The 17,940-nt window shown below is 64.2% G+C and carries 16 protein-coding genes; 4 read left to right on the forward strand and 12 right to left on the reverse strand.

The annotated features are described in order from the left end of the window. Positions 1-125: 125 nt before the first annotated feature. Complete coding sequence (mgrA, locus tag DLM46_RS03390; protein ID WP_115099377.1) at positions 126-1,169, forward strand: L-glyceraldehyde 3-phosphate reductase; 1,044 nt, start codon at positions 126-128, stop codon at positions 1,167-1,169. 156 nt (positions 1,170-1,325) lie between these two features. Here mgrA and DLM46_RS03395 read toward each other — a convergent pair whose 3' ends face one another. Next, positions 1,326-1,511, reverse strand: coding sequence for a hypothetical protein (locus DLM46_RS03395; protein WP_007179669.1), 186 nt, complete (start codon positions 1,509-1,511; stop codon positions 1,326-1,328). Positions 1,512-2,158: 647 nt separating this feature from the next. On the opposite strand from DLM46_RS03395, the gene DLM46_RS03400 reads away from it, so the two are divergent. Together DLM46_RS03400 and DLM46_RS03405 are read left to right on the forward strand one after the other, a co-directional pair. Beyond that, positions 2,159-2,371, forward strand: coding sequence for a hypothetical protein (locus DLM46_RS03400; RefSeq protein WP_006050502.1), 213 nt, complete (start codon positions 2,159-2,161; stop codon positions 2,369-2,371). Positions 2,372-2,471: 100 nt separating this feature from the next. Next, the gene (locus DLM46_RS03405; RefSeq protein WP_115099378.1) at positions 2,472-3,497 is read left to right on the forward strand and encodes a serine/threonine protein kinase; all 1,026 of its coding nucleotides are present in this window, start codon (positions 2,472-2,474) and stop codon (positions 3,495-3,497) included. Positions 3,498-3,509: 12 nt separating this feature from the next. Here the strand turns inward: DLM46_RS03405 and DLM46_RS03410 are convergent, their stop codons facing one another. Next, positions 3,510-5,435 (reverse strand): DUF3857 domain-containing transglutaminase family protein, encoded by a 1,926-nt coding sequence (locus DLM46_RS03410; RefSeq protein ID WP_115099379.1) that lies wholly within the window; start codon positions 5,433-5,435, stop codon positions 3,510-3,512. Positions 5,436-5,764: 329 nt separating this feature from the next. Between DLM46_RS03410 and DLM46_RS03415 the strand changes: the two genes are divergently transcribed. Beyond that, positions 5,765-6,508 (forward strand): PepSY-associated TM helix domain-containing protein, encoded by a 744-nt coding sequence (locus tag DLM46_RS03415; RefSeq protein WP_115099380.1) that lies wholly within the window; start codon positions 5,765-5,767, stop codon positions 6,506-6,508. Between the two features lie 85 nt (positions 6,509-6,593). Here DLM46_RS03415 and DLM46_RS03420 read toward each other — a convergent pair whose 3' ends face one another. The 10 genes from DLM46_RS03420 to DLM46_RS03465 form a co-directional block, all read right to left on the reverse strand. Next, positions 6,594-7,616 carry an XdhC family protein gene (locus DLM46_RS03420; RefSeq protein ID WP_115099381.1) on the reverse strand — a complete coding sequence of 341 codons (1,023 nt, stop codon included), beginning with the start codon at positions 7,614-7,616 and terminating at the stop codon, positions 6,594-6,596. Then, on the reverse strand, positions 7,589-8,191 hold the full coding sequence (locus DLM46_RS03425; protein WP_115099382.1) for an SRPBCC family protein: 603 nt from the start codon (positions 8,189-8,191) through the stop codon (positions 7,589-7,591). Before DLM46_RS03425 ends, DLM46_RS03420 begins: the two co-directional genes overlap by 28 nt. Further along, positions 8,182-9,510, reverse strand: a complete 1,329-nt coding sequence (locus DLM46_RS03430) for a vWA domain-containing protein (RefSeq protein WP_244305809.1) — start codon at positions 9,508-9,510, stop codon at positions 8,182-8,184. The genes DLM46_RS03425 and DLM46_RS03430 overlap by 10 nt, the downstream gene beginning before the upstream one ends. A 5-nt stretch (positions 9,511-9,515) precedes the next feature. Further along, positions 9,516-10,403: an AAA family ATPase gene (locus DLM46_RS03435; RefSeq protein ID WP_115099383.1), complete on the reverse strand. Its 888-nt coding sequence runs from the start codon at positions 10,401-10,403 to the stop codon at positions 9,516-9,518. Between the two features lie 118 nt (positions 10,404-10,521). After that, the gene (locus tag DLM46_RS03440; RefSeq protein WP_115099384.1) at positions 10,522-11,319 is read right to left on the reverse strand and encodes an FAD binding domain-containing protein; all 798 of its coding nucleotides are present in this window, start codon (positions 11,317-11,319) and stop codon (positions 10,522-10,524) included. A 23-nt stretch (positions 11,320-11,342) separates the two neighbouring features. Beyond that, complete coding sequence (locus DLM46_RS03445; protein WP_115099385.1) at positions 11,343-13,727, reverse strand: xanthine dehydrogenase family protein molybdopterin-binding subunit; 2,385 nt, start codon at positions 13,725-13,727, stop codon at positions 11,343-11,345. A gap of 10 nt (positions 13,728-13,737) precedes the next feature. After that, a complete protein-coding gene (locus DLM46_RS03450) occupies positions 13,738-14,256 on the reverse strand; it encodes a (2Fe-2S)-binding protein (RefSeq protein WP_115099386.1) in 519 nt (172 codons plus the stop codon). Between the two features lie 218 nt (positions 14,257-14,474). Beyond that, complete coding sequence (gene bcaP / locus DLM46_RS03455) at positions 14,475-15,872, reverse strand: branched-chain amino acid transporter BcaP (RefSeq protein WP_115099387.1); 1,398 nt, start codon at positions 15,870-15,872, stop codon at positions 14,475-14,477. Between the two features lie 136 nt (positions 15,873-16,008). Beyond that, positions 16,009-16,665 carry a response regulator transcription factor RqpR gene (gene rqpR, locus DLM46_RS03460; RefSeq protein WP_115099388.1) on the reverse strand — a complete coding sequence of 219 codons (657 nt, stop codon included), beginning with the start codon at positions 16,663-16,665 and terminating at the stop codon, positions 16,009-16,011. Between the two features lie 10 nt (positions 16,666-16,675). Further along, on the reverse strand, positions 16,676-17,629 hold the full coding sequence (locus DLM46_RS03465) for a sensor histidine kinase (protein ID WP_115099389.1): 954 nt from the start codon (positions 17,627-17,629) through the stop codon (positions 16,676-16,678). Between the last annotated feature and the right edge of the window lie 311 nt (positions 17,630-17,940).

The raw sequence follows: 17,940 nt of genomic DNA on the forward strand, positions 1-17,940 counted from the left end.
AAAGCGCCGATTGGCTACCATAACAAAACTGCTTCCCTCGAACATCGAATCAAAGCGTCGCCTCGCGGCACGCAATCTCCCAGCGCCTGCATCTTTCGGGCGGCTCACCATCAAGGACTCTAGCAATGGCTTACGAAGCAGCTTCAGCACGCTATTCAGACATGCAATACCGCGTTTGCGGGAAGTCGGGTCTCAAACTGCCGGCGTTGTCGCTGGGCCTGTGGCACAACTTCGGCGACACGACGCCGATCTCCACGCAGCGCGACATTCTGCGCACCGCCTTCGATCTGGGCATCACGCACTTCGACCTCGCGAACAACTACGGCCCCCCGTACGGCAGCGCCGAAACGAATTTCGGCCGGCTTTTCAAGGACGATTTCAAACCGTATCGCGACGAACTGCTGATCTCGTCGAAGGCCGGCTGGGACATGTGGCCGGGGCCATACGGTCAGGGCGGCGGCTCGCGTAAGTACATTCTCGCGAGCCTCGATCAGAGTCTGCAACGCATGGGTCTCGACTACGTCGACATCTTCTATTCGCATCGTTTCGACGCCGACACGCCGCTCGAAGAAACCGCGGGCGCATTGGCAAGTGCCGTCCAACAGGGCAAGGCGCTCTACATCGGTATTTCGTCGTACTCGGCAACCAAGACGCTCGAAATGGCGAAGCTGCTCGCCGAGTACAAGGTGCCGCTGCTGATCCATCAGCCGGCGTACAACATGCTCAACCGCTGGATCGAACAAGAACTGCTGGATACGCTCGACCAGGTGGGAGCGGGCAGCATTGCGTTCACGCCGCTCGCGCAGGGCTTGCTCACCAGCAAGTATCTCAACGGCGTGCCGGAAGACGCGCGTGTCAACAAGCCCGGCGGCGGTTCGCTGAAGCAGGAGCACCTGAGCCCGCAGAACATCGAACACGTGCGCAAGCTCAATGACATCGCACAGCGTCGCGGACAAAGTCTCGCGCAGATGGCGCTGGCCTGGGCATTGCGCGATCAGCGTGTCACGTCGGTGCTGATTGGCGCGAGCCGGGCCGAGCAGGTGCGCGAAAACGTCGGTGCGCTGAAAAACCTCGCATTCTCGAAGGATGAACTGGCGGAAATCGACCGCTATGCGACCGAAGGCGGCATCAACCTGTGGGAAAAGCCGTCGACCGATCAGGCGATCTGAATCTGACGGCTTGCTTGCTGCAGGAATGGAAATAGAAAAGCCGCCGTGTGGCGGCTTTTCTCATAGGTGCGCAAGGTCAACGCAGTGACAGTAGCCACTGCGTTCAGTGCACCGAACCATCGGGGATGGCAATCAGAGCGTCTTCGCTGGACCCCGCTACACCAGCGCAGGCAACCCTTCGACCAGCACGACCGCGAACACGACGCCGATCAGCGCGCCAAGCACGCGTAGCGCGTTGTGCCGGAATTCCGTCTTGCAGGGGAGCGCACCGACAAACAAAGCGCCAGCCAGCGCCATCGGAATGACCAGGATGAAATCGCCGATCGTGAAGTAGGTCGTCATACCCGTCTCCTTGTGTAGTATCAGCGGCGGCAGCGGCTCTATTTCTGGAGTCATGCGCTGCCAACGCGCGATTCGAGTATAGGCGACCGCTAGCTGGACATAACGGCGCTTTGCGGCGCTGCAACGCCTATTCGCAGACCGCTGAAGCCAGTCCGGCAAGGCTCGCAGCGATTATTGCGACGCAGTAAACGGGCCTCGATCTGTGAAGCGTTTGCTTACGCAGGCCTTACTTTCAGGCCTTTTCAATGCGCGGCAGATTGCCGGCTATGCCACGACGCGTTCACAGTCGCGCAATCGAATCGCCGCCAAGAAGCCTGTACTTGCTGCGCCATAACGCGTTGGCGAGACGAGTGCGCGATTTTGATACCCCGCCGCCTCAGGGTTTATGATGGTCCCGTTACGACGGGTCGGGCCCGGATCATCGGTTTGGCGCGCCGTAACGGAATAGGGCGAACCGATTGGTGAACTGCCTTTTGTTCGCGCTTTCCATGGCCCCGCAAAACGGGAACAATGACACGAACCTCTCATCGCATCACGCGAAGCAGATTGGGTGCGTACGCAACGTCATAGGCGAAGCGGCGCTTTTATCATCACCTTGACCGGCAGGGAATCCATAAAGCCGGCTATGGGAGAAACGGGGAAACATCATGCAAATCGGTTCCATTGTCCGATCGGTGCATATCGCCGTGCCGCAAGGCGCGCGCGGGATCGTCATGCGCATTCTCGGCGACATGGCCATGGTGGCGTGGTATGCCGGCGAGCCCGGCGCTTCGCCGCAACTGAACACTGAACCCTTTTTTCTCGAAGACCTGATCGATACGGGCGAGCTTGTGCGCCCGTCGAGCGCGCAGATGCATTGAAGGCAGTTTGAGCATGATTCGTGGTGGTTGCAGGTGGCGGTAACCGGCAAGCGGGGCCGCCGCCCTCGTCTTTGACGGCGGCGCGGCGCACAATGCGGGCATGAACGACATTCTCGACTCACAGGACGGCGCCAACGGCGCCGTTCCTTTCGCCCGGCTCAGGCCGGAAATTGTGCTCGACGCGCTCGACAGCGTGCTCCGCACGGTCGGCGTGCGCACCGACGGGCGCATGTTGCCGCTCAACAGTTACGAGAACCGCGTGTATCAGGTGGGCGTCGAAGACGGCCCGCCGGTGGTCGCGAAGTTCTATCGTCCCGAGCGCTGGAGCGACGAAGCCATTCTCGAAGAGCACGACTTTGTCGCCGATCTCGCCGCGCGCGAGATTCCGGCGGTGCCCGCGCGCGTTTTCGAAGGCCGTACGCTGCATGCGTTCGACGGTTTTCGCTTCTCGATCTTCGAGCGCCGCGGCGGCCGCGCGCCGGATCTGGACCGGCGCGACACGCTCGAATGGCTGGGCCGCTTTATCGGCCGCATCCACGCAGTTGGGCAGACGCAAAACTACACCGAGCGCCCGACGCTCGACATCCACACGTTCGGCTACGAGCCGCGCGACTTCCTGCTCGCGCAGCGCTTCATCCCAGACGATGTGCGCACCGCGTGGGAAACCGTGGTGAACCTCGCGCTCGAAGGCGTCGAACGCGCATTCGAACGGGCCGGCGAGATTCGCATGCTGCGAATGCACGGCGATTGTCATCCGAGCAATGTGTTGTGGACCGACGCGGGCCCGCATTTCGTCGACTTCGACGATAGCCGGATGGGGCCGGCGATACAGGATTTGTGGCTGCTGCTGCCGGGCGAGCGTGCGGAAGCATCGCGTGCGCTGACCGATCTGCTCGCCGGCTACGAAGACTTCTGCGACTTCGAGCCGCGCGAACTGTATCTGGTCGAGGCGTTGCGCACACTGCGGCTGATTCACTATCAGGCGTGGCTTGCGCGCCGCTGGGACGATCCGGCGTTTCCGGCGGCGTTTCCGTGGTTCAACACGCAACGCTATTGGGAAGAGCGCATCCTCGAACTGCGCGAGCAGCTTGGCGCGATGCAGGAAGGGCCGCTCTGGCCGGTTTGAGCGTTTGCTGCGCTACGGCGCCGCTTCCGCGTTACTTGACGGCGCCTGTGACGCCACGTTCGACGATTCCACCAAGGTCGATTTGACGATCACCTGGGCGCGCACGTCGCGCCCGATCGCTTCGATCGCGGGACGCATCTGCGCGAAGTCGTCGGGCGTGCAGACGTCGCTGTCGAAATGAGTAGTGCCGTCGCGCGTCATCGTCACGACGTTGCCTGGCGGATCGAACGTGTACTGCGACTGGAAATCGACGAAGCGGTCTTGCGTTCGCTTCGCCTCCGGCATGTCGAGCACGCGGAAGTTGGCCGGCAACGCGATGCGCGCGCGCTCGTGCAACGCCAGGTTGTGACAGACGAACGGCTGCGTGCGCCGGCGTTCGCCGAGCCAGTAGCGCGTGTCGGCTTCGAAGCCGCCGGCCAGACTCGTCAGCGCCGGAATGGATGCCGCCGCGCCCGGCACCACGAGATTTTCCAGCGTGCCTTTCATCGTGATCGTCAACGGACCGTCGGCGGCCATCAGGTCGCTGGTGGCGAGTGTGGCTGTGCCGCGCAGGTTCGCGCCGCGCAACTCCGCCTGGATCGACTCCTCGCGTTGCGCGGGTGTCTGCATGCGCAACATCGCGCGCGCCTGTTCGGCGGACGCGCCGGATGCATCCAGCCGGTACGTGAAGCTCGCTGAGCCATCCGGTTCGACCTGGATCGACAGGTCGGTGTTGCGCATCATCAAGACGGTGGCCGGCGTGCGTGCGAGCACGCCCTGGTCGACCAGCACGGTCGGCCGGTTCATGTCGGACGACGGCAGAAAGCCGAATTCGACATTCGACGCGGTCGAGTCGGCGTATTGCTGCAAGTCCGGCAGCCACGTGATGACGTGATTGATCACGCCGTAACCGGGCACGCTGGGCAGCGTGTAGATCGTGCCGCTGCTGATCAGCGCCGGCTCGTTGCGAATGCCGGCGGCGTCGAGCAACGCGCCGTACAACGCGACGTGATCCTTGCAGTCGCCGTAGCGGTTCGCGAGGATGGCGCTCGCGCTATGCGGCACGACCGCGCCGCGCCCGACGTTGATCGCCACGTAGCGGATGTTGCGGCGCACCCAGTCGTACAGTGTCTTGGCTTTGGCGCGTGGCGTGTGGTCACGCGCAGTGAGGTTTTGCGCGAGACGGGTGATGGTGGCATCGCGCGCGCTCGGGTCGGCCGCGGACGCTTTGTAGGTGGCGGCGAACGCGGCGTAGTCGGGGAAGGTCGAGACCATCAGCCGGTCGCCATACGACACGTACGCAATCGAGCCGCGTTCGAGCCGGCTGAAATGCGCCTTGTCGTAGCGATATTCATAGCGTGTGCGGCCGTCGCGCGTCACCGGCTGCATGACAGTGAAGCCGCGCGCGTCGGCATGGAGCGGCTTGTCGGCGGGCAGATCGTAGATCAGGCGGAAGTTGTGAGTCGGCGCGAGATCGGGCGGCGTGAAGTCGCTGAACTCGCCCGGCACGATAGGCTGCTTTTGCGTTTTGCGATAGGTGAGATGCACGCGCGCGCCCGGCTCGACTGCGGGGAATACGATCACCTTTTCCTGGATGTCCTGGAACATCGGCGCGTCGAACGAGCGGACTTCCTGCACGTCGCGAATCTGCTCCGGCTGCACATCGTGACGTACGCCGTCGGCGCTCGTCGTATAGGCCTCGATGATCTGCACATCCGCCATGTTGCCGTTGAACCAGACATATTGCTGCGCCACGCGCGCGACGCCTGCTTCGTTGTTCACGCGCAGCGTCATCGAGTCGAGCTTCGAATACGAGCCGTCGGCGTTGACGGTGAAGGTTTGCGTCTCGCCTTCGTTCGTATACGGGTCGTCCGGCTTGTCCGGGACGCCGGCGGTCGCGGCATGGATGCCGACTAGCCAGCTGAAAGTGCCGAGGCAGACGAGCGGTAAGAGGCGCATGGCGGGCAGTTGTCCGGAACGGCAACGTTGACGAGATCGTTGACTAGAGTCGGTTTGCACCGCCCGGATGTCAAGCGGATGTCATGCGTTGCGATTGAGGAAATGCGTCAATTATGTAATGATAGCCATTCTCATTTGAAAGGCATCGCCAGCTTCTGTCACATTTCTCCTCCTCTGTGACTGCCAGCCAGCCTCTCAGCCGGGCAGCCTGGACCGCAAGCCGGGTTGGCCGGCCCCCTCCTTCGATACTTCAATGACCGCTGGTGTGAGCGTGCGCTTGGCCGTTGCGCGCCTGCGATGGTTTAAACCGCTGCACCTGAAGCCTTGATTTGAACGCGCCTGAATCGACCGATCTGAAACCTGCTGCGGCTGCTGGCGGCATGCATTACGCCGCGCATGCGCCGGAGCGCGGCCGTCATCTGATGGACGATGCCGAGCAGGCCGCGCGGCGCCAGCGTTCCCGGCGGGCGAACTTCATCAAGTGGCTGCGCAAGGTGCATGGCTGGGTTGGGTTGTGGGGCGCGGTGCTTGGCTTGATGTTCGGCGCGACGGGGTTTTTGCTGAACCACCGGGGCGGCCCGTTGAAGGTGTCGTCGGGGGAACCTCAGGTCGAGGAGTTGCAGATTCCATTGCCGCAGAAGAAGTTGGCCTCGCCAATGGAGATGGCGAAGTGGCTCAAAGGCGAGTTGAAATCTGACGGCAAGCTGGGGAGAGTGAAGCGCGAGCCCGCGCATCCTGTCGCCTGGGGCGATCGCAGTACGATGCAGCCGGAGTTTTGGCAAGTTGGGATCAATGGGCCCGCTGAGAGTGTGCAGGCCGAGTATTGGGTTGGGAATGGGTTTGTAGCGGTGAAACGCACGCAGAACTCGTTTCTCACTACGATGAATAACCTGCACCGCGGTGTCGGATTGAGCGTTGGGTGGGTTTTGCTGATCGATACGATCGCGGGTGGAATGATTCTGCTTTCGTTGACCGGCGTTTTGTTGTGGACGGAGCTCAATAAGCGACGCTTGATTGGCGTGGTCCTGATTGGCGGCTCGGTGGTGGCCGCTGTTGTCTGTGGATTGATGTGATTGGTTTTTTGCCGGCGCGGCATTTTTCTCTGCGCCACGGGCGAATCGAAAAATGCCGCCGCCTGAATGAACTGGCCCCGCAAAATTAAACGCTACAAGCCGCACCTCCGGAAGCGGCAATCTCCCGCGCGGCCTTGGCGCCTTCCACCTGAAGCAAGGTCGGCAACGAAACCCCGTTTTTAGCCGCCGTCACCTCGGCGAGAATGGAAACAGCGATTTCCGGCGGCGTGCGGCTGCCGATATAAATCCCAACCGGCCCATGCAGCCGGGCCAATTCAGTCTCGTTCAGATCGAACTCCTTCAGCCGCTCGCGCCGCGCCGCATTATTGCGCCGCGAGCCCAGCGCACCCACATAAAAAGCCGGCGTCTTCAACGCTTCCATCAACGCGAGATCATCCAGCTTCGGGTCATGCGTTAGCGCAATCACTGCGCACCGCTCGTCGAGCTTCATCTCGATCACGGTATCGTCCGGCATCGTGCGGACAATCTTCGTGCCGGGAATATCCCACTCCTCGGTGTATTCCTCGCGCGGATCGCACACGGTCACCTGATAGTCGAGCCCCACCGCAATGTGGCACAGATAACGCGACAACTGTCCCGCGCCGATCACCAGCATCCGGTAGCGCGGGCCGTGAATCGTCAGCAGGCGCTCGCCGTCGAAATGCACGCCGTCAGTCGCCTGCGCCGCCTCGAGCCTTACTGCGCCCGTCGCCATGTCGACTTCGCGCGCCACCAGCCGGCCGTCCTCCACCGCGCGGCATAGCGTCGCGATGCCGCTTTGCGGCGTCAGCGGCTCCAGCACCAGCTGGATCGTCCCGCCGCAAGGCAAGCCAAAGCGATGGGCTTCTTCCGCGGAGATGCCGTACTTCACCGCCTCCGGATGCGTCTGCTCGATACCACTTTGCCGCACGCGGTCGATCAGGTCGTCTTCAATGCAGCCGCCCGATACCGACCCGACCACCAGACCATCGTCGCGCACCGCGAGCATCGCGCCCTCGGGACGCGGCGACGAGCCCCACGTCTTCACCACCGTCACCAGTAGTGCGCGATGTCCCTCTTCGAGCCAGCGCGCGCTGGACTTCAGGACCTCGAGATCCACGCTGTCCATGATTTCTTCCTTTTCGTTTCCTTGCCGTCGGACCCGGAGTCGGCAGCCTCAGTCGATTCCGTATTCGGCGGCGCGGTTTGCGCCGCTGCAGTTTGCCCGTCGTCCGCGGTCGCGGCCGTTGCGCCGTCGCCTTCGCCGCCTACCTGCGCGCTGAAGCGCTTGAAAAATTCGCCGGCAATCTTGCGCGCGGCGCCGTCGACGAGCCGCGAGCCGATCTGCGCCAGCTTGCCGCCGACCTGGGCGCTCGCCGCGTACATCAGCTTCGTCGCGGCTTCGCCTTCGGGTTCGAGCGTGACGCGCGCATTGCCCTTACCGAAGCCCGCCGCGCCGCCCTGCCCTTCGAAGACGATGGTGTAGGCGTTCGGCGCGTCGATATCGGTCAGCAGCATACGCCCTTTGAAGCGCGCCTTCACGGGACCCACCGACGCGCTCAACACCACCGCGTACGCATTCTCGCCATCCGCCTCGATGCTCTCGCAACCGGGAATCGAGGCGTGCAGGATTCCGGTGTCGTTCAGCGCCTCCCATGTGCGCTGCTGCGAAATCGGTAGCGTATAGGTTTCGGTCAGTTCCATGGCATTGCTCCTGCAATGGTCGTGGCGGGTACGGCGAGACGAGGCGCGCGCGTGAGTTGCGCGAGGTCGCGGCCAAACGCCGCCAGACTGTCTAGATTATGAGCCGGACGATGCGCATCGACATACGGCAGGATCGCCTGCACGCCGCGCGCTTTCGGTGAAAAGCCGCTAAAACGCAGCAGCGGATTGAGCCAGATAATGCGATGCGCGAAGCGGCGCAGGCGCGCCATTTCGTTGTCGAGCACGTCGATCGCTTCGTGATCGAGGCCATCGGTCACGAGCAGAACGGTGGCCCGGCCGCTCAGCACGCGGCGTGCCCAGCGGCGATTGAATTCGGCGAGCGCGGCGCCGATCCGTGTGCCGCCCGACCAGTCGACCACCTGATCGGTGAGCGCGGCGATCGCGACGTCGGGATCGCGCTCGCGCAGCGCGCGCGTCGCATTGGTGAGACGCGTACCGAACAGGAACACCTGCAAGCGCTCGCGCGATTGCAAAAGCGCGTGGCAAAAGTACAGCACCGCGCGCGAATAGTTGCTCATCGAGCCGGAGATGTCGAGCAGCAGCACCAGCGGCGGTTTGCGTTCGACCACCGCGCGATATTTCCACACCGTCCAGTCGCCGCCCGCCCGCACCGCGTGCCGGGCGCTCGCGCGCAAGTCCGCATGCGTGCCGCGCGAGGCGGCCTTCAGACGACGCGTCGGCTCAGTGGCGAGCGGCAGGCGCTGGCCGCGGATCAGATGGCGCAGCGTGCGCCATTCGTCGGCGGAAAGGGTGTCGAAATCGCGATGGCGCAGCCGCTCTTCCGCACTGAAGGTGAGGTGCGCGTGGAGTTCATGCTGCTCGGTTTCCGGCGGCTTGCCGTGCAGCGACGGCGGCGCGCGTACCGCGAGCGCGTCGGCGAGACGGTTGTTGCGCCTGGGCGGAGGCAAGCCGTCGCGGACCTTCGGCAACAGCAGCGCCCGCAGCTTGCCTTCCCAGTCCGGGTCGCGCCAGAACAACTCGAAGGCGGCGTTGAACAGGTCGCGCTGATCCGGTGCGCAGACCAACAAGGCGGCGAGGGCGGCGCGCACATCGTCGCGCCGCCCGAGGTCGATCCAGTGCAACGCGGCGAGCGCATCGGCGGCTTGTGCGGGCGACATCGGCAGGCCCGCGCCGCGCAGCACGCGCACAAAATGCACGACGTTGCGAGCGAGGATGGGAGCGCCGGCCTTTTCGTTGGTTTTTTCGCTGTTTTTTTCGGCTCGCTGCGTGCCGGCTGCCGAAGCGCCGCGGCCCGCGTCCTTCGCCTGGGTCACCGCCTGCGTGATTGACTGAATCATCGCCGCTACTCCGGCATCGCGAGACATTGCGCGATCTGCGCGGCATCGAGGCGCGCCAGATCGTCCTGATACTTGAGCAGCACGCCCAAGGTGTTCTGCACCGACTGCGGATCGAGTTCGGTGACCGACAGCGCTTCCAGCGCGCGGCACCAGTCGATCGTTTCGGCGATGCCGGGCGCCTTGAACAGATCCATGCCGCGCAGCCGATGCACGAAATCGACGGCGCGCCGTTGCAATTCCGCGGACGTTTGCGGCGCTCGCGCGGCGACGATCTCCAGTTCGCGATCGCGCTCCGGATAGCCGATCCATTGATACAGACAGCGGCGCTTCAACGCGTCGTGCACTTCGCGCGTCCGGTTCGACGTCATCACGACGAGCGGCGGCTGCGTCGCGCGCACCGTGCCGTACTCGGGAATCGATACCTGGAAGTCCGACAGCAGTTCGAGCAGGAACGCTTCGAACGGCTCGTCGGCGCGGTCGATTTCGTCGATCAGCAATACGCGCCGCGCGTCCGGATGACGTTCGTCGGGCAGCAGCGCCTGCAACAGCGGACGCTTCAGCAGGAATTCGCCGCGATACAGCGTGTCGTTGCCCGGCCGCTCGCCGGCGGCTTCGGCCAGACGCAGCGCCATGATCTGCCGCGGATAGTCCCACTCGTAGAGCGCGCTGGCGGTGTCGAGCCCTTCATAGCATTGCAGCCGCAGCATCGAGGTGCCGAGCATGCCTGCCGCGGCCTTCGCGAGCTCGGTCTTGCCGACGCCCGGCTCGCCTTCGACGAACAGGGGCCGCTCCATGCGCAACGCGAGATACAACGCGGTGGCCAGCTCGCGGCTGGCGAAGTAGTTCTGGGCGGCGAGTTGCGCGAGGGTGTCGTCGATTGAAGCAGGCTGCATGGTGTTCCTGAATTCGCACGGTGAGGAGCAAAACTGCCCGGCCGTATCGCGTGAGCGAGCGAATGCGGCCGACGCGTCGTGCGAGGCACGCCGCGTCAGCCGCCGACGGCGCGAACGGCTAGCCGTTCGCCTTCACCACCGCTCGCGCTGCCAGCACCGGTATCAGATGCGCGCGATAGTCGGCGCTCGCGTGCATGTCAGTGTTCAGGTCGGTTGCCGGCACGGTGACCGCGCGCGCGGCCTCGGGCGTGAAATTCGCCGTCAGCGCGCTTTCCAGCTCCGGCACGCGAAATACCGAAGCCGCCGCGCCCGTCACCGCGACGCGCACGCCGCTTGCAAACTTGGCGACGAACACGCCGACCAGCGCGAAGTGCGAAGCCGGGTTGTCGAATTTCTCGTAGGCCGCCCGTTCGGGCACAGGAAACTCGACGGCGGTGATCAGCTCGTCGGGCGCCAACGCGGTCTCGTACATGCCGACGAAGAAATCGCCCGACGCAATCCGCCGCCGGTCCGTGACGATGGTGGCGTCCAGACCCATCGCCGCCGCCGGATAGCATGCCGCGGGATCGTTGTTCGCGAGCGAGCCGCCGATCGTGCCGAGCGCGCGCACCTGGCGATCGCCGATGTGCGCGGCGAGATTCGCGAGCGCGGGCAACACGCGCCGAAGCCCGGCGTGCTCCGCCACGTCCGCATGACAGACGGCGGCGCCGATCGTCACCGTTTTTGCGTCGACGGTGATCGCCTTGAGCGCCGGGATCCGCGTCACGTCGATCAGTTGCGAGGGTTGCGCGAGACGCAGGCGCATGGTCGGCAACAGACTTTGTCCGCCGGCGATGAACTTCGCTTCGCTGTCGGCTGCGATGGCCGCGGCGGCCCCTTTGGGATCCGTCGCGCGTTGATACTCGAATGCATACATGTCGAATGCTCCCGCTCAGAATCTCAGTTGGGTTGGCTCGCGGCGCGAATCGCGGACCACACGCGATGCGGCGTCGCCGGCATTTGCAGGTCGGTCACGCCGAGCGGCGCGAGCGCGTCGATGATCGCGTTGATCACCGCCGGCGGCGAGCCGATCGCACCCGCCTCGCCGCAACCTTTCACGCCGAGCGGGTTGTGCGTGCACGGCGTGCCCTTCGCGGTTTCGACGGTGAAATCCGGCAGATCGGACGCATGCGGCATCGCGTAATCCATGTACGAGCCGGACAGCAGCTGGCCGCTCTCGTTGTCGTACACGCAGCGCTCCAGCATCGCCTGACCGATGCCCTGTGCCAGTCCGCCATGCACCTGGCCTTCGACGATCATCGGGTTGATCACGTTGCCGAAATCGTCGACCGCGGTGAACCGCTGGATCTGGCTGACGCCCGTCTCAGGATCGACCTCGATCTCGCAGATATACGCGCCCGCCGGATAGGTGAAGTTGCTTGGATCGTAGAACGCGCTTTCCTCGAGGCCCGGTTCGAGCACGTCGAGCGGATAGTTGTGCGGCACATAGGCGGCCAGCGAGATATCGGCGAACGCCTTGGTGCGATCGGTGCCCGCGACGCGGAACACGCCGTCCTTGAACTCGATGTCTTCCACCGCGGCTTCGAGCAGATGCGCGGCGATTTTCTTCGCCTTGGCTTCGACCTTGTCGAGCGCCTTCATGATCGCGGAGCCGCCGACCGCGATCGAGCGCGAACCATACGTGCCCATGCCGAACGGAATGCGGCCGGTGTCGCCGTGCACGATCTCGACGCTTTCCAGCGCAATGCCGAGCCGGTCCGCCACCACTTGCGCGAAGGTCGTCTCGTGGCCCTGGCCATGACTGTGCGAGCCGGTGAACACGGTGACCGTGCCGGTCGGATGCACACGAATCTGGCCGACTTCGAACAGCCCCGCGCGTGCGCCCAAGGCACCCGCGATGTTCGACGGCGCCAGTCCGCAGGCTTCGATGTAGCACGAGTAGCCGAGGCCGCGGCGCTTGCCGTTCCTTTCGGATTCCTGCCTGCGGGCTTCGAAGCCCTTTACGTCCGCGAGTTCGAGCGAGCGTGCGAGGATCGTGTCGTAGTCGCCGGTATCGTAGGTGAGGCCGACCGGCGTCGCATACGGAAAGGTGCGGATGAAATTGCGGCGGCGGATTTCGGCAGGATCGAGCTTCATCTCGCGCGCCGCGGTTTCAACCAGACGCTCGACGACATACGTCGCTTCGGGACGACCCGCGCCGCGATACGCGTCGACGGGAACGGTGTTGGTGAAGACCGCTTTCACCTCGGCATAGATGGCGGGCGTCGCGTACTGTCCGGCGAGCAGCGTTGCGTACAGGATGGTCGGCACGCTCGAGGCGAACGTCGACAGATACGCGCCCATGTTGGCGATCGTATGGATGCGCATGGCGAGGAACTTGCCGTCGGCATCCAGGGCCAGCTCGGCTTTGGTCACGTGATCGCGGCCGTGCGCATCCGAGACGAACGCTTCCGAACGCTCGGCGGTCCATTTGACAGGCCGGCGAATCTTCTTCGAGGCCCACGTCAGCGCGACGTCTTCGGCGTACAGGAAGATCTTCGACCCAAAGCCGCCGCCGACGTCCGGCGCGATGATGCGCAGTTTCGATTCCGGCAGCGACAGCACGAACGCGGCCATCAGCAAACGCTCCACGTGCGGATTCTGATTCGCGACGTAGACCGTGTAGCTGTCGTCTTGCGGCGAATAGCTCGCGTTGACCGCGCGCGGTTCGATCGCGTTCGGGATCAGGCGGTTGTTGACGATGTCGAGCGTGGTGACGTGCGCGGCTTTGGCGAACGCTGCGTCGGTTGCGGCTTTGTCGCCGTGGCCCCAGTTGTAGCAGACGTTGCCGGGGACTTCGTCGTGGACCGCCGGTTGGCCGGGGTCCGCCGCATGCGCCGTGTCGACGACGGCGGGCAGCACGTCATAGTCGACTTCGATCAGCTCGGCGGCGTCTTTCGCGGCCTTGATCGAATCGGCGATCACGAGCGCGACCTGGTCGCCGACGTGGCGCACTTTCGTATGCGCGATCACCGGATGGGGCGGCTCGTTCATCGGCTTGCCGTCGGTGCTGTGGATGAGCCAGCCGCACGGCAGGCCGCCGACCTTGTCGGCGGCCATGTCCGCGCCGGTGAAGATCGCGATCACGCCGGGCGACTGTTTGGCCGCGGCGGTGTCGATGCGGTTGATTTTCGCGTGTGCGTGCGGCGAGCGCAGGAACACGGCGTAGGTTTGCTGGGGCAGGACAACGTCGTCGGTGTATTGGCCGTTGCCGGTCAGGAAGCGATAGTCTTCCTTACGTTCTACGGATGCGCCGATCAGGCTGTGTGTTTCGGGGGCGTTCATCGTCGGCTCCTCAGGCGGTTGCTTGGGCGGTGGCCGACGCGCCGGCGTGGGCGGTGCCGGAGGACTTCATACCGGCCGCACCTTCGAGCACGGCTTTGACGATGTTGTGATATCCCGTACAGCGGCACAGATTGCCGTCGAGCTCGGCGCGCACGTCGTCGCCGGTGAGCTCGGGGTGGCGTTGCACGAGCGCGATGGCGCTCATCACCATCCCCGGCGTGCAGAAGCCGCACTGCAAGCCATGACAGTGTTTGAAAGCCGCTTGCATCGGATGCAGGGCGCCGTCTTTCGCGAGCCCTTCGATGGTGGTGACTTCTGCGCCCTCGGCCTGGACCGCGAGGATGTTGCAGGATTTGATCGCCCGGCCGTTCAGGTGGACCGTGCACGCGCCGCACTGAGCCGTATCGCAACCGATGTGCGTGCCCGTCAGGCGGAGTTGATCGCGAAGGAACTGGACAAGCAGGGTGTTAGCTTCGATTGATGCGCTGATGGGCGCGCCGTTCACCGTCAGACTGATGCTGATCGCCATGGAGTGTCTCCTGATGGGGTGAGATCGGACCTTTTTGTTTCTTGCCTTCGGCTGCCACTTCGCGGGGTCCGATGCGGGGTTTTTCTCTTTTTTATGGGTCTGCCGAAAAGTAAAGCACAAATCGGGCGGTGGCGCTATGAGGGGAAGTGTGTTGGGTTCTTCTGCGCGCGCCGCAGGCACATAGACCAGTGCGGCCGCCAGGGAAGAAAACCAGAACCTCAGCGCGTAGGCGCTAACTTCGAATTCCGGCGTGAATAGCCAAAATAAATGACCATGCCAATGAGAAGCCAAACCACGAACGCCACCCAGGTCACCGCCTGAAGATTGGCCATCAGAAACAGACAGAAAGCCACGGCCAGCATCGGCACGACCGGCACGCCGGGGCAGCGGAACGCGCGCGGCAACTCGGGATGCGTCTTGCGCAAGACGAGAACCGCGATCGACACCATCGAAAACGCGGCCAGCGTGCCGATGTTGATCAGCTCAGCCAACACGTTCAACGGCACCAGCGCGCCAATCAGGCCAAAGACAATCCCCACCAGCCACGTAGTCAGGAACGGCGTAGCGAACTTCGGATGCACGCGCGAAAGCCGCGCTGGCAACAACCCGTCCCGCGACATCGCGAAGATCACCCGCGTCTGGCCATAAGCCATCACCAGAATCACCGTCAGCATGCCCAGCACGGCGCCAAGGTCGATAAAACCGGCCACCCACTTCTGACCCGCAACCTGTAACGCATAGGACACCGGGTGAGAAATATTGGCGAACTGCGTCGACGGCACGATCCCCGTGACCACGCCCGCCACGGCCACATACAACACGGCGCACACGCCCAGCGACGCAATGATCCCGATCGGCAGATCGCGCCTGGGATTCTTTACTTCCTCCGCGGCGGAAGAAACCGAATCGAAACCGATGAACGCGAAGAACATCACCGCCGCGGCGCCGAATACACCATTCCAGCCGTTCGGCATGAACGGATGCCAATTCGCCGGGCTCACGTGAAATACGCCGACTGCAATCACCAGCAACACCACGACAACCTTGATCGCCACCATGATGTTGTTGATCCGCGCGGATTCGCGCACGCCGACTGACAACAGCGCAGTAATTGCCATCATCACGAGGAACGCGGGCAGATTGAAGAGCGTCTCGTGGCCGGGCAAAGCGCCCGGCGCCGCCGACAGCGCCACCGGCAGCGTGAGCCCAAAGCCCGCCAGCAACGATTGCAGGTAGCCCGACCAGCCGACCGACACAGCCGAAGTCGCCAGCCCATACTCGAGCATCAAGTCCCAGCCGATGATCCACGCGGCCAGCTCGCCGAGCGTAGCGTACGAGTACGTGTAGATGGAGCCCGCGACCGGAATCGTCGACGCGAATTCGGCGTAGGCGAGCGCGGCAAAGCCGCACGCGAGCGCCGCGATCAGGAACGAGATCATCAGCGCCGGGCCGGCCTGGACCGCGCCTGTGCCGGTCAGCACGAAAATGCCGGTGCCGATGATGGCGCCCACCCCGAGGAAGGTCAGATCGAGTGCGCCGAGGGCTTTTTTGAGGCCGGCGCTCTGAGCGCTCGCCGCGAGCATGTGCTCCACGCTCTTCTTGCGAAACAGGGACATTAGCGGGGGTCTCCGGTAGTGCACGCATCTTGCGCGCCGAATGTCGGGAAACCCGCGATTTTAACGGATGCGCGCCGTTGCCCCGCTTGGGGACAGTGCTTTCTGGCGCCGTGCGGTGGGAGGAAGGCGGCCGGTCTCAGCCCGTCATCGCCGGATTCAGGTCGACGAGACGGTTGCTCATCACATAGAAGGTCAGCTCCGCGTTGTTGCGCAGCTTCATCTTTTCGAGCAGCCGGGTCCGGTAGACGCTGACCGTCTTCACCGACAACGATAGCGCCGTGGCGATGTCGGTCAGCCGTTTGCCTGACGCCAGCATGCACAGCGTCTGATATTCGCGATCGGAGAGCTTTTCGTGTGGCAATTGCTCGCCGTCGAATGAGACGTAATCGGCCAGCGCTTCGGCCATCGCCGGGCTGACGTATTTGCGGCCCGCCGCGACCTGCTGGATCGCTCCGATCATCTGCGCGGCGTCGACCGTTTTCGACAGGTAGCCGGCGGCGCCCGCCTTCAAGGCGCGCACGGCGTACTGGTCTTCGCGGTACATCGAGAACATCAGTACGGCCACGCGCGGCGTCTTGCGCTTCAGACGCTTGAGCACTTCGACGCCGTTCATGTCGGGCAGCGAAATGTCGAGCAGCACCACGTCATAGCTGCGTTTGGCGACTTCGTCGAGCGCTTCGGCGCCGCTTTTCGCCTCGGTGACTTCGCGCGCCACGCCGCGGTCGAGCAGCAACTGGCGGACGCCTTGGCGGACCACCGCGTGGTCGTCGGCGAGCAGGATGCGCAGGCTCATGACGGCGTACTCACGATTGAAGTGCTTGGCGGTCGGCGTCCGGCGCGCTCGCCAGCACCGCGTCCCACGCAAAGCGCGCATACACGGTGGTGCCGCGCATGTCGTTGCCGCTCTCGCCGCGGCGGCCGCCACTGCGCCGGACGCTGCCGATGCGCAGCGTGCCGTCGAAGGCGGCGCAGCGCGCGCGCATGCCGCTCAGGCCGAAATGGCCGAGGCGGGTGCGGGCGTTACGCGTCAAGCCGATGCCGTCGTCGCTGACGATCAGCGTCAGATGACGGCGGCTGGTTTCGAGCCGCACGTCGGCGGCTTCGGCGCGCGCGTGCCTGGCGATATTGTTCAATGCTTCCTGGGCGACCCGGAACACGGCGAGCGTCGCGTCGGCGGGCAGACGTGTGAGCCGCACGTCTGCGGCGCAGACAAAACTCGTGCGCAATTGGGTGCGCGTGGCGAAGTCGCCGGTCCATTGCGCCAGCGCGCTGACGATGCCGGCATCCAGCGACGGTGCATGCAACTCCGCCACGGCCTGGCGGCTCGCGATGCAGACAGCGTCGAGCGAACGGTTTGCGACTTCGAGCGCGGCGGCGCATTGCGGCGGCGCGTCGGCGGGCAGCCAGGTTTCGACGCTGGCGAGCGCAAAGCGAGTGGCGGTCAACTCGGCGCCCACGCCGTCATGCAGCTCGCGCGCCACGTGGCGGCAGGCCGCTTCCTGCGCCTGCACGAGTTCGGCCGAGAGTTCGCGCACGCGAGCGTGCAGCCGCGCCAGTTCGCGCTCGGCGGCGGATGACGGTGCGGATTGCCGCGCGGCGCGGCGGCGCAGCGATGCGGAGGTCGAAACTGAGGCCGAAGCGGCGTGCCGGGCCGTGACGTCGGCCGCGCAAGAGCCCGCCGCGGCCGCAACGACCCCATCACGGCCCAGAGAGGGCGGAATGGGCGCACTGAACGGGACGACAGTCGACGTATCCATGACTTTCCCTCTCAGGAAGCGGTGCGGACGACGAAGCGGGCGTGCGTCGGCGGCGCGAAGACGAAAGAACGCATGCGAGTCTCTGGCCTCCAGATATGCCCGCGATGCCAATGGCACGACGGGTAAATTGCTACAGCGCGGCGTAACGAAAGTTACATTCGGTAACAAATGGATCGTACGACGACAGGCATGTCAAAGCGACCGATCATGCGCCGCGATGATATCTCAAAAAAAGAAAAAAATGCAGGTGCACCAAGGGTTAGCGCCAATATTTCACGCAACGGTTGATGTCCGGCGACGTCGTGCTTGTA

This window comes from Paraburkholderia lacunae (assembly GCF_003353175.1).
Classification (GTDB): domain Bacteria; phylum Pseudomonadota; class Gammaproteobacteria; order Burkholderiales; family Burkholderiaceae; genus Paraburkholderia; species Paraburkholderia lacunae.

Bases quoted from the DNA above. Each gene is read 5' to 3' on its own strand.
- mgrA (WP_115099377.1), top strand. From the start codon at position 126: ATGGCTTACGAAGCAGCTTCAGCACGCTATTCAGACATGCAATACCGC.
- DLM46_RS03395 (WP_007179669.1), bottom strand. From the start codon at position 1,511: ATGACGACCTACTTCACGATCGGCGATTTCATCCTGGTCATTCCGATG.
- DLM46_RS03400 (WP_006050502.1), top strand. From the start codon at position 2,159: ATGCAAATCGGTTCCATTGTCCGATCGGTGCATATCGCCGTGCCGCAA.
- DLM46_RS03405 (WP_115099378.1), top strand. From the start codon at position 2,472: ATGAACGACATTCTCGACTCACAGGACGGCGCCAACGGCGCCGTTCCT.
- DLM46_RS03410 (WP_115099379.1), bottom strand. From the start codon at position 5,435: ATGCGCCTCTTACCGCTCGTCTGCCTCGGCACTTTCAGCTGGCTAGTC.
- DLM46_RS03420 (WP_115099381.1), bottom strand. From the start codon at position 7,616: ATGGACAGCGTGGATCTCGAGGTCCTGAAGTCCAGCGCGCGCTGGCTC.
- DLM46_RS03425 (WP_115099382.1), bottom strand. From the start codon at position 8,191: ATGGAACTGACCGAAACCTATACGCTACCGATTTCGCAGCAGCGCACA.
- DLM46_RS03430 (WP_244305809.1), bottom strand. From the start codon at position 9,510: ATGATTCAGTCAATCACGCAGGCGGTGACCCAGGCGAAGGACGCGGGC.
- DLM46_RS03435 (WP_115099383.1), bottom strand. From the start codon at position 10,403: ATGCAGCCTGCTTCAATCGACGACACCCTCGCGCAACTCGCCGCCCAG.
- DLM46_RS03440 (WP_115099384.1), bottom strand. From the start codon at position 11,319: ATGTATGCATTCGAGTATCAACGCGCGACGGATCCCAAAGGGGCCGCC.
- DLM46_RS03445 (WP_115099385.1), bottom strand. From the start codon at position 13,727: ATGAACGCCCCCGAAACACACAGCCTGATCGGCGCATCCGTAGAACGT.
- DLM46_RS03450 (WP_115099386.1), bottom strand. From the start codon at position 14,256: ATGGCGATCAGCATCAGTCTGACGGTGAACGGCGCGCCCATCAGCGCA.
- bcaP (WP_115099387.1), bottom strand. From the start codon at position 15,872: ATGTCCCTGTTTCGCAAGAAGAGCGTGGAGCACATGCTCGCGGCGAGC.
- rqpR (WP_115099388.1), bottom strand. From the start codon at position 16,665: ATGAGCCTGCGCATCCTGCTCGCCGACGACCACGCGGTGGTCCGCCAA.
- DLM46_RS03465 (WP_115099389.1), bottom strand. From the start codon at position 17,629: ATGGATACGTCGACTGTCGTCCCGTTCAGTGCGCCCATTCCGCCCTCT.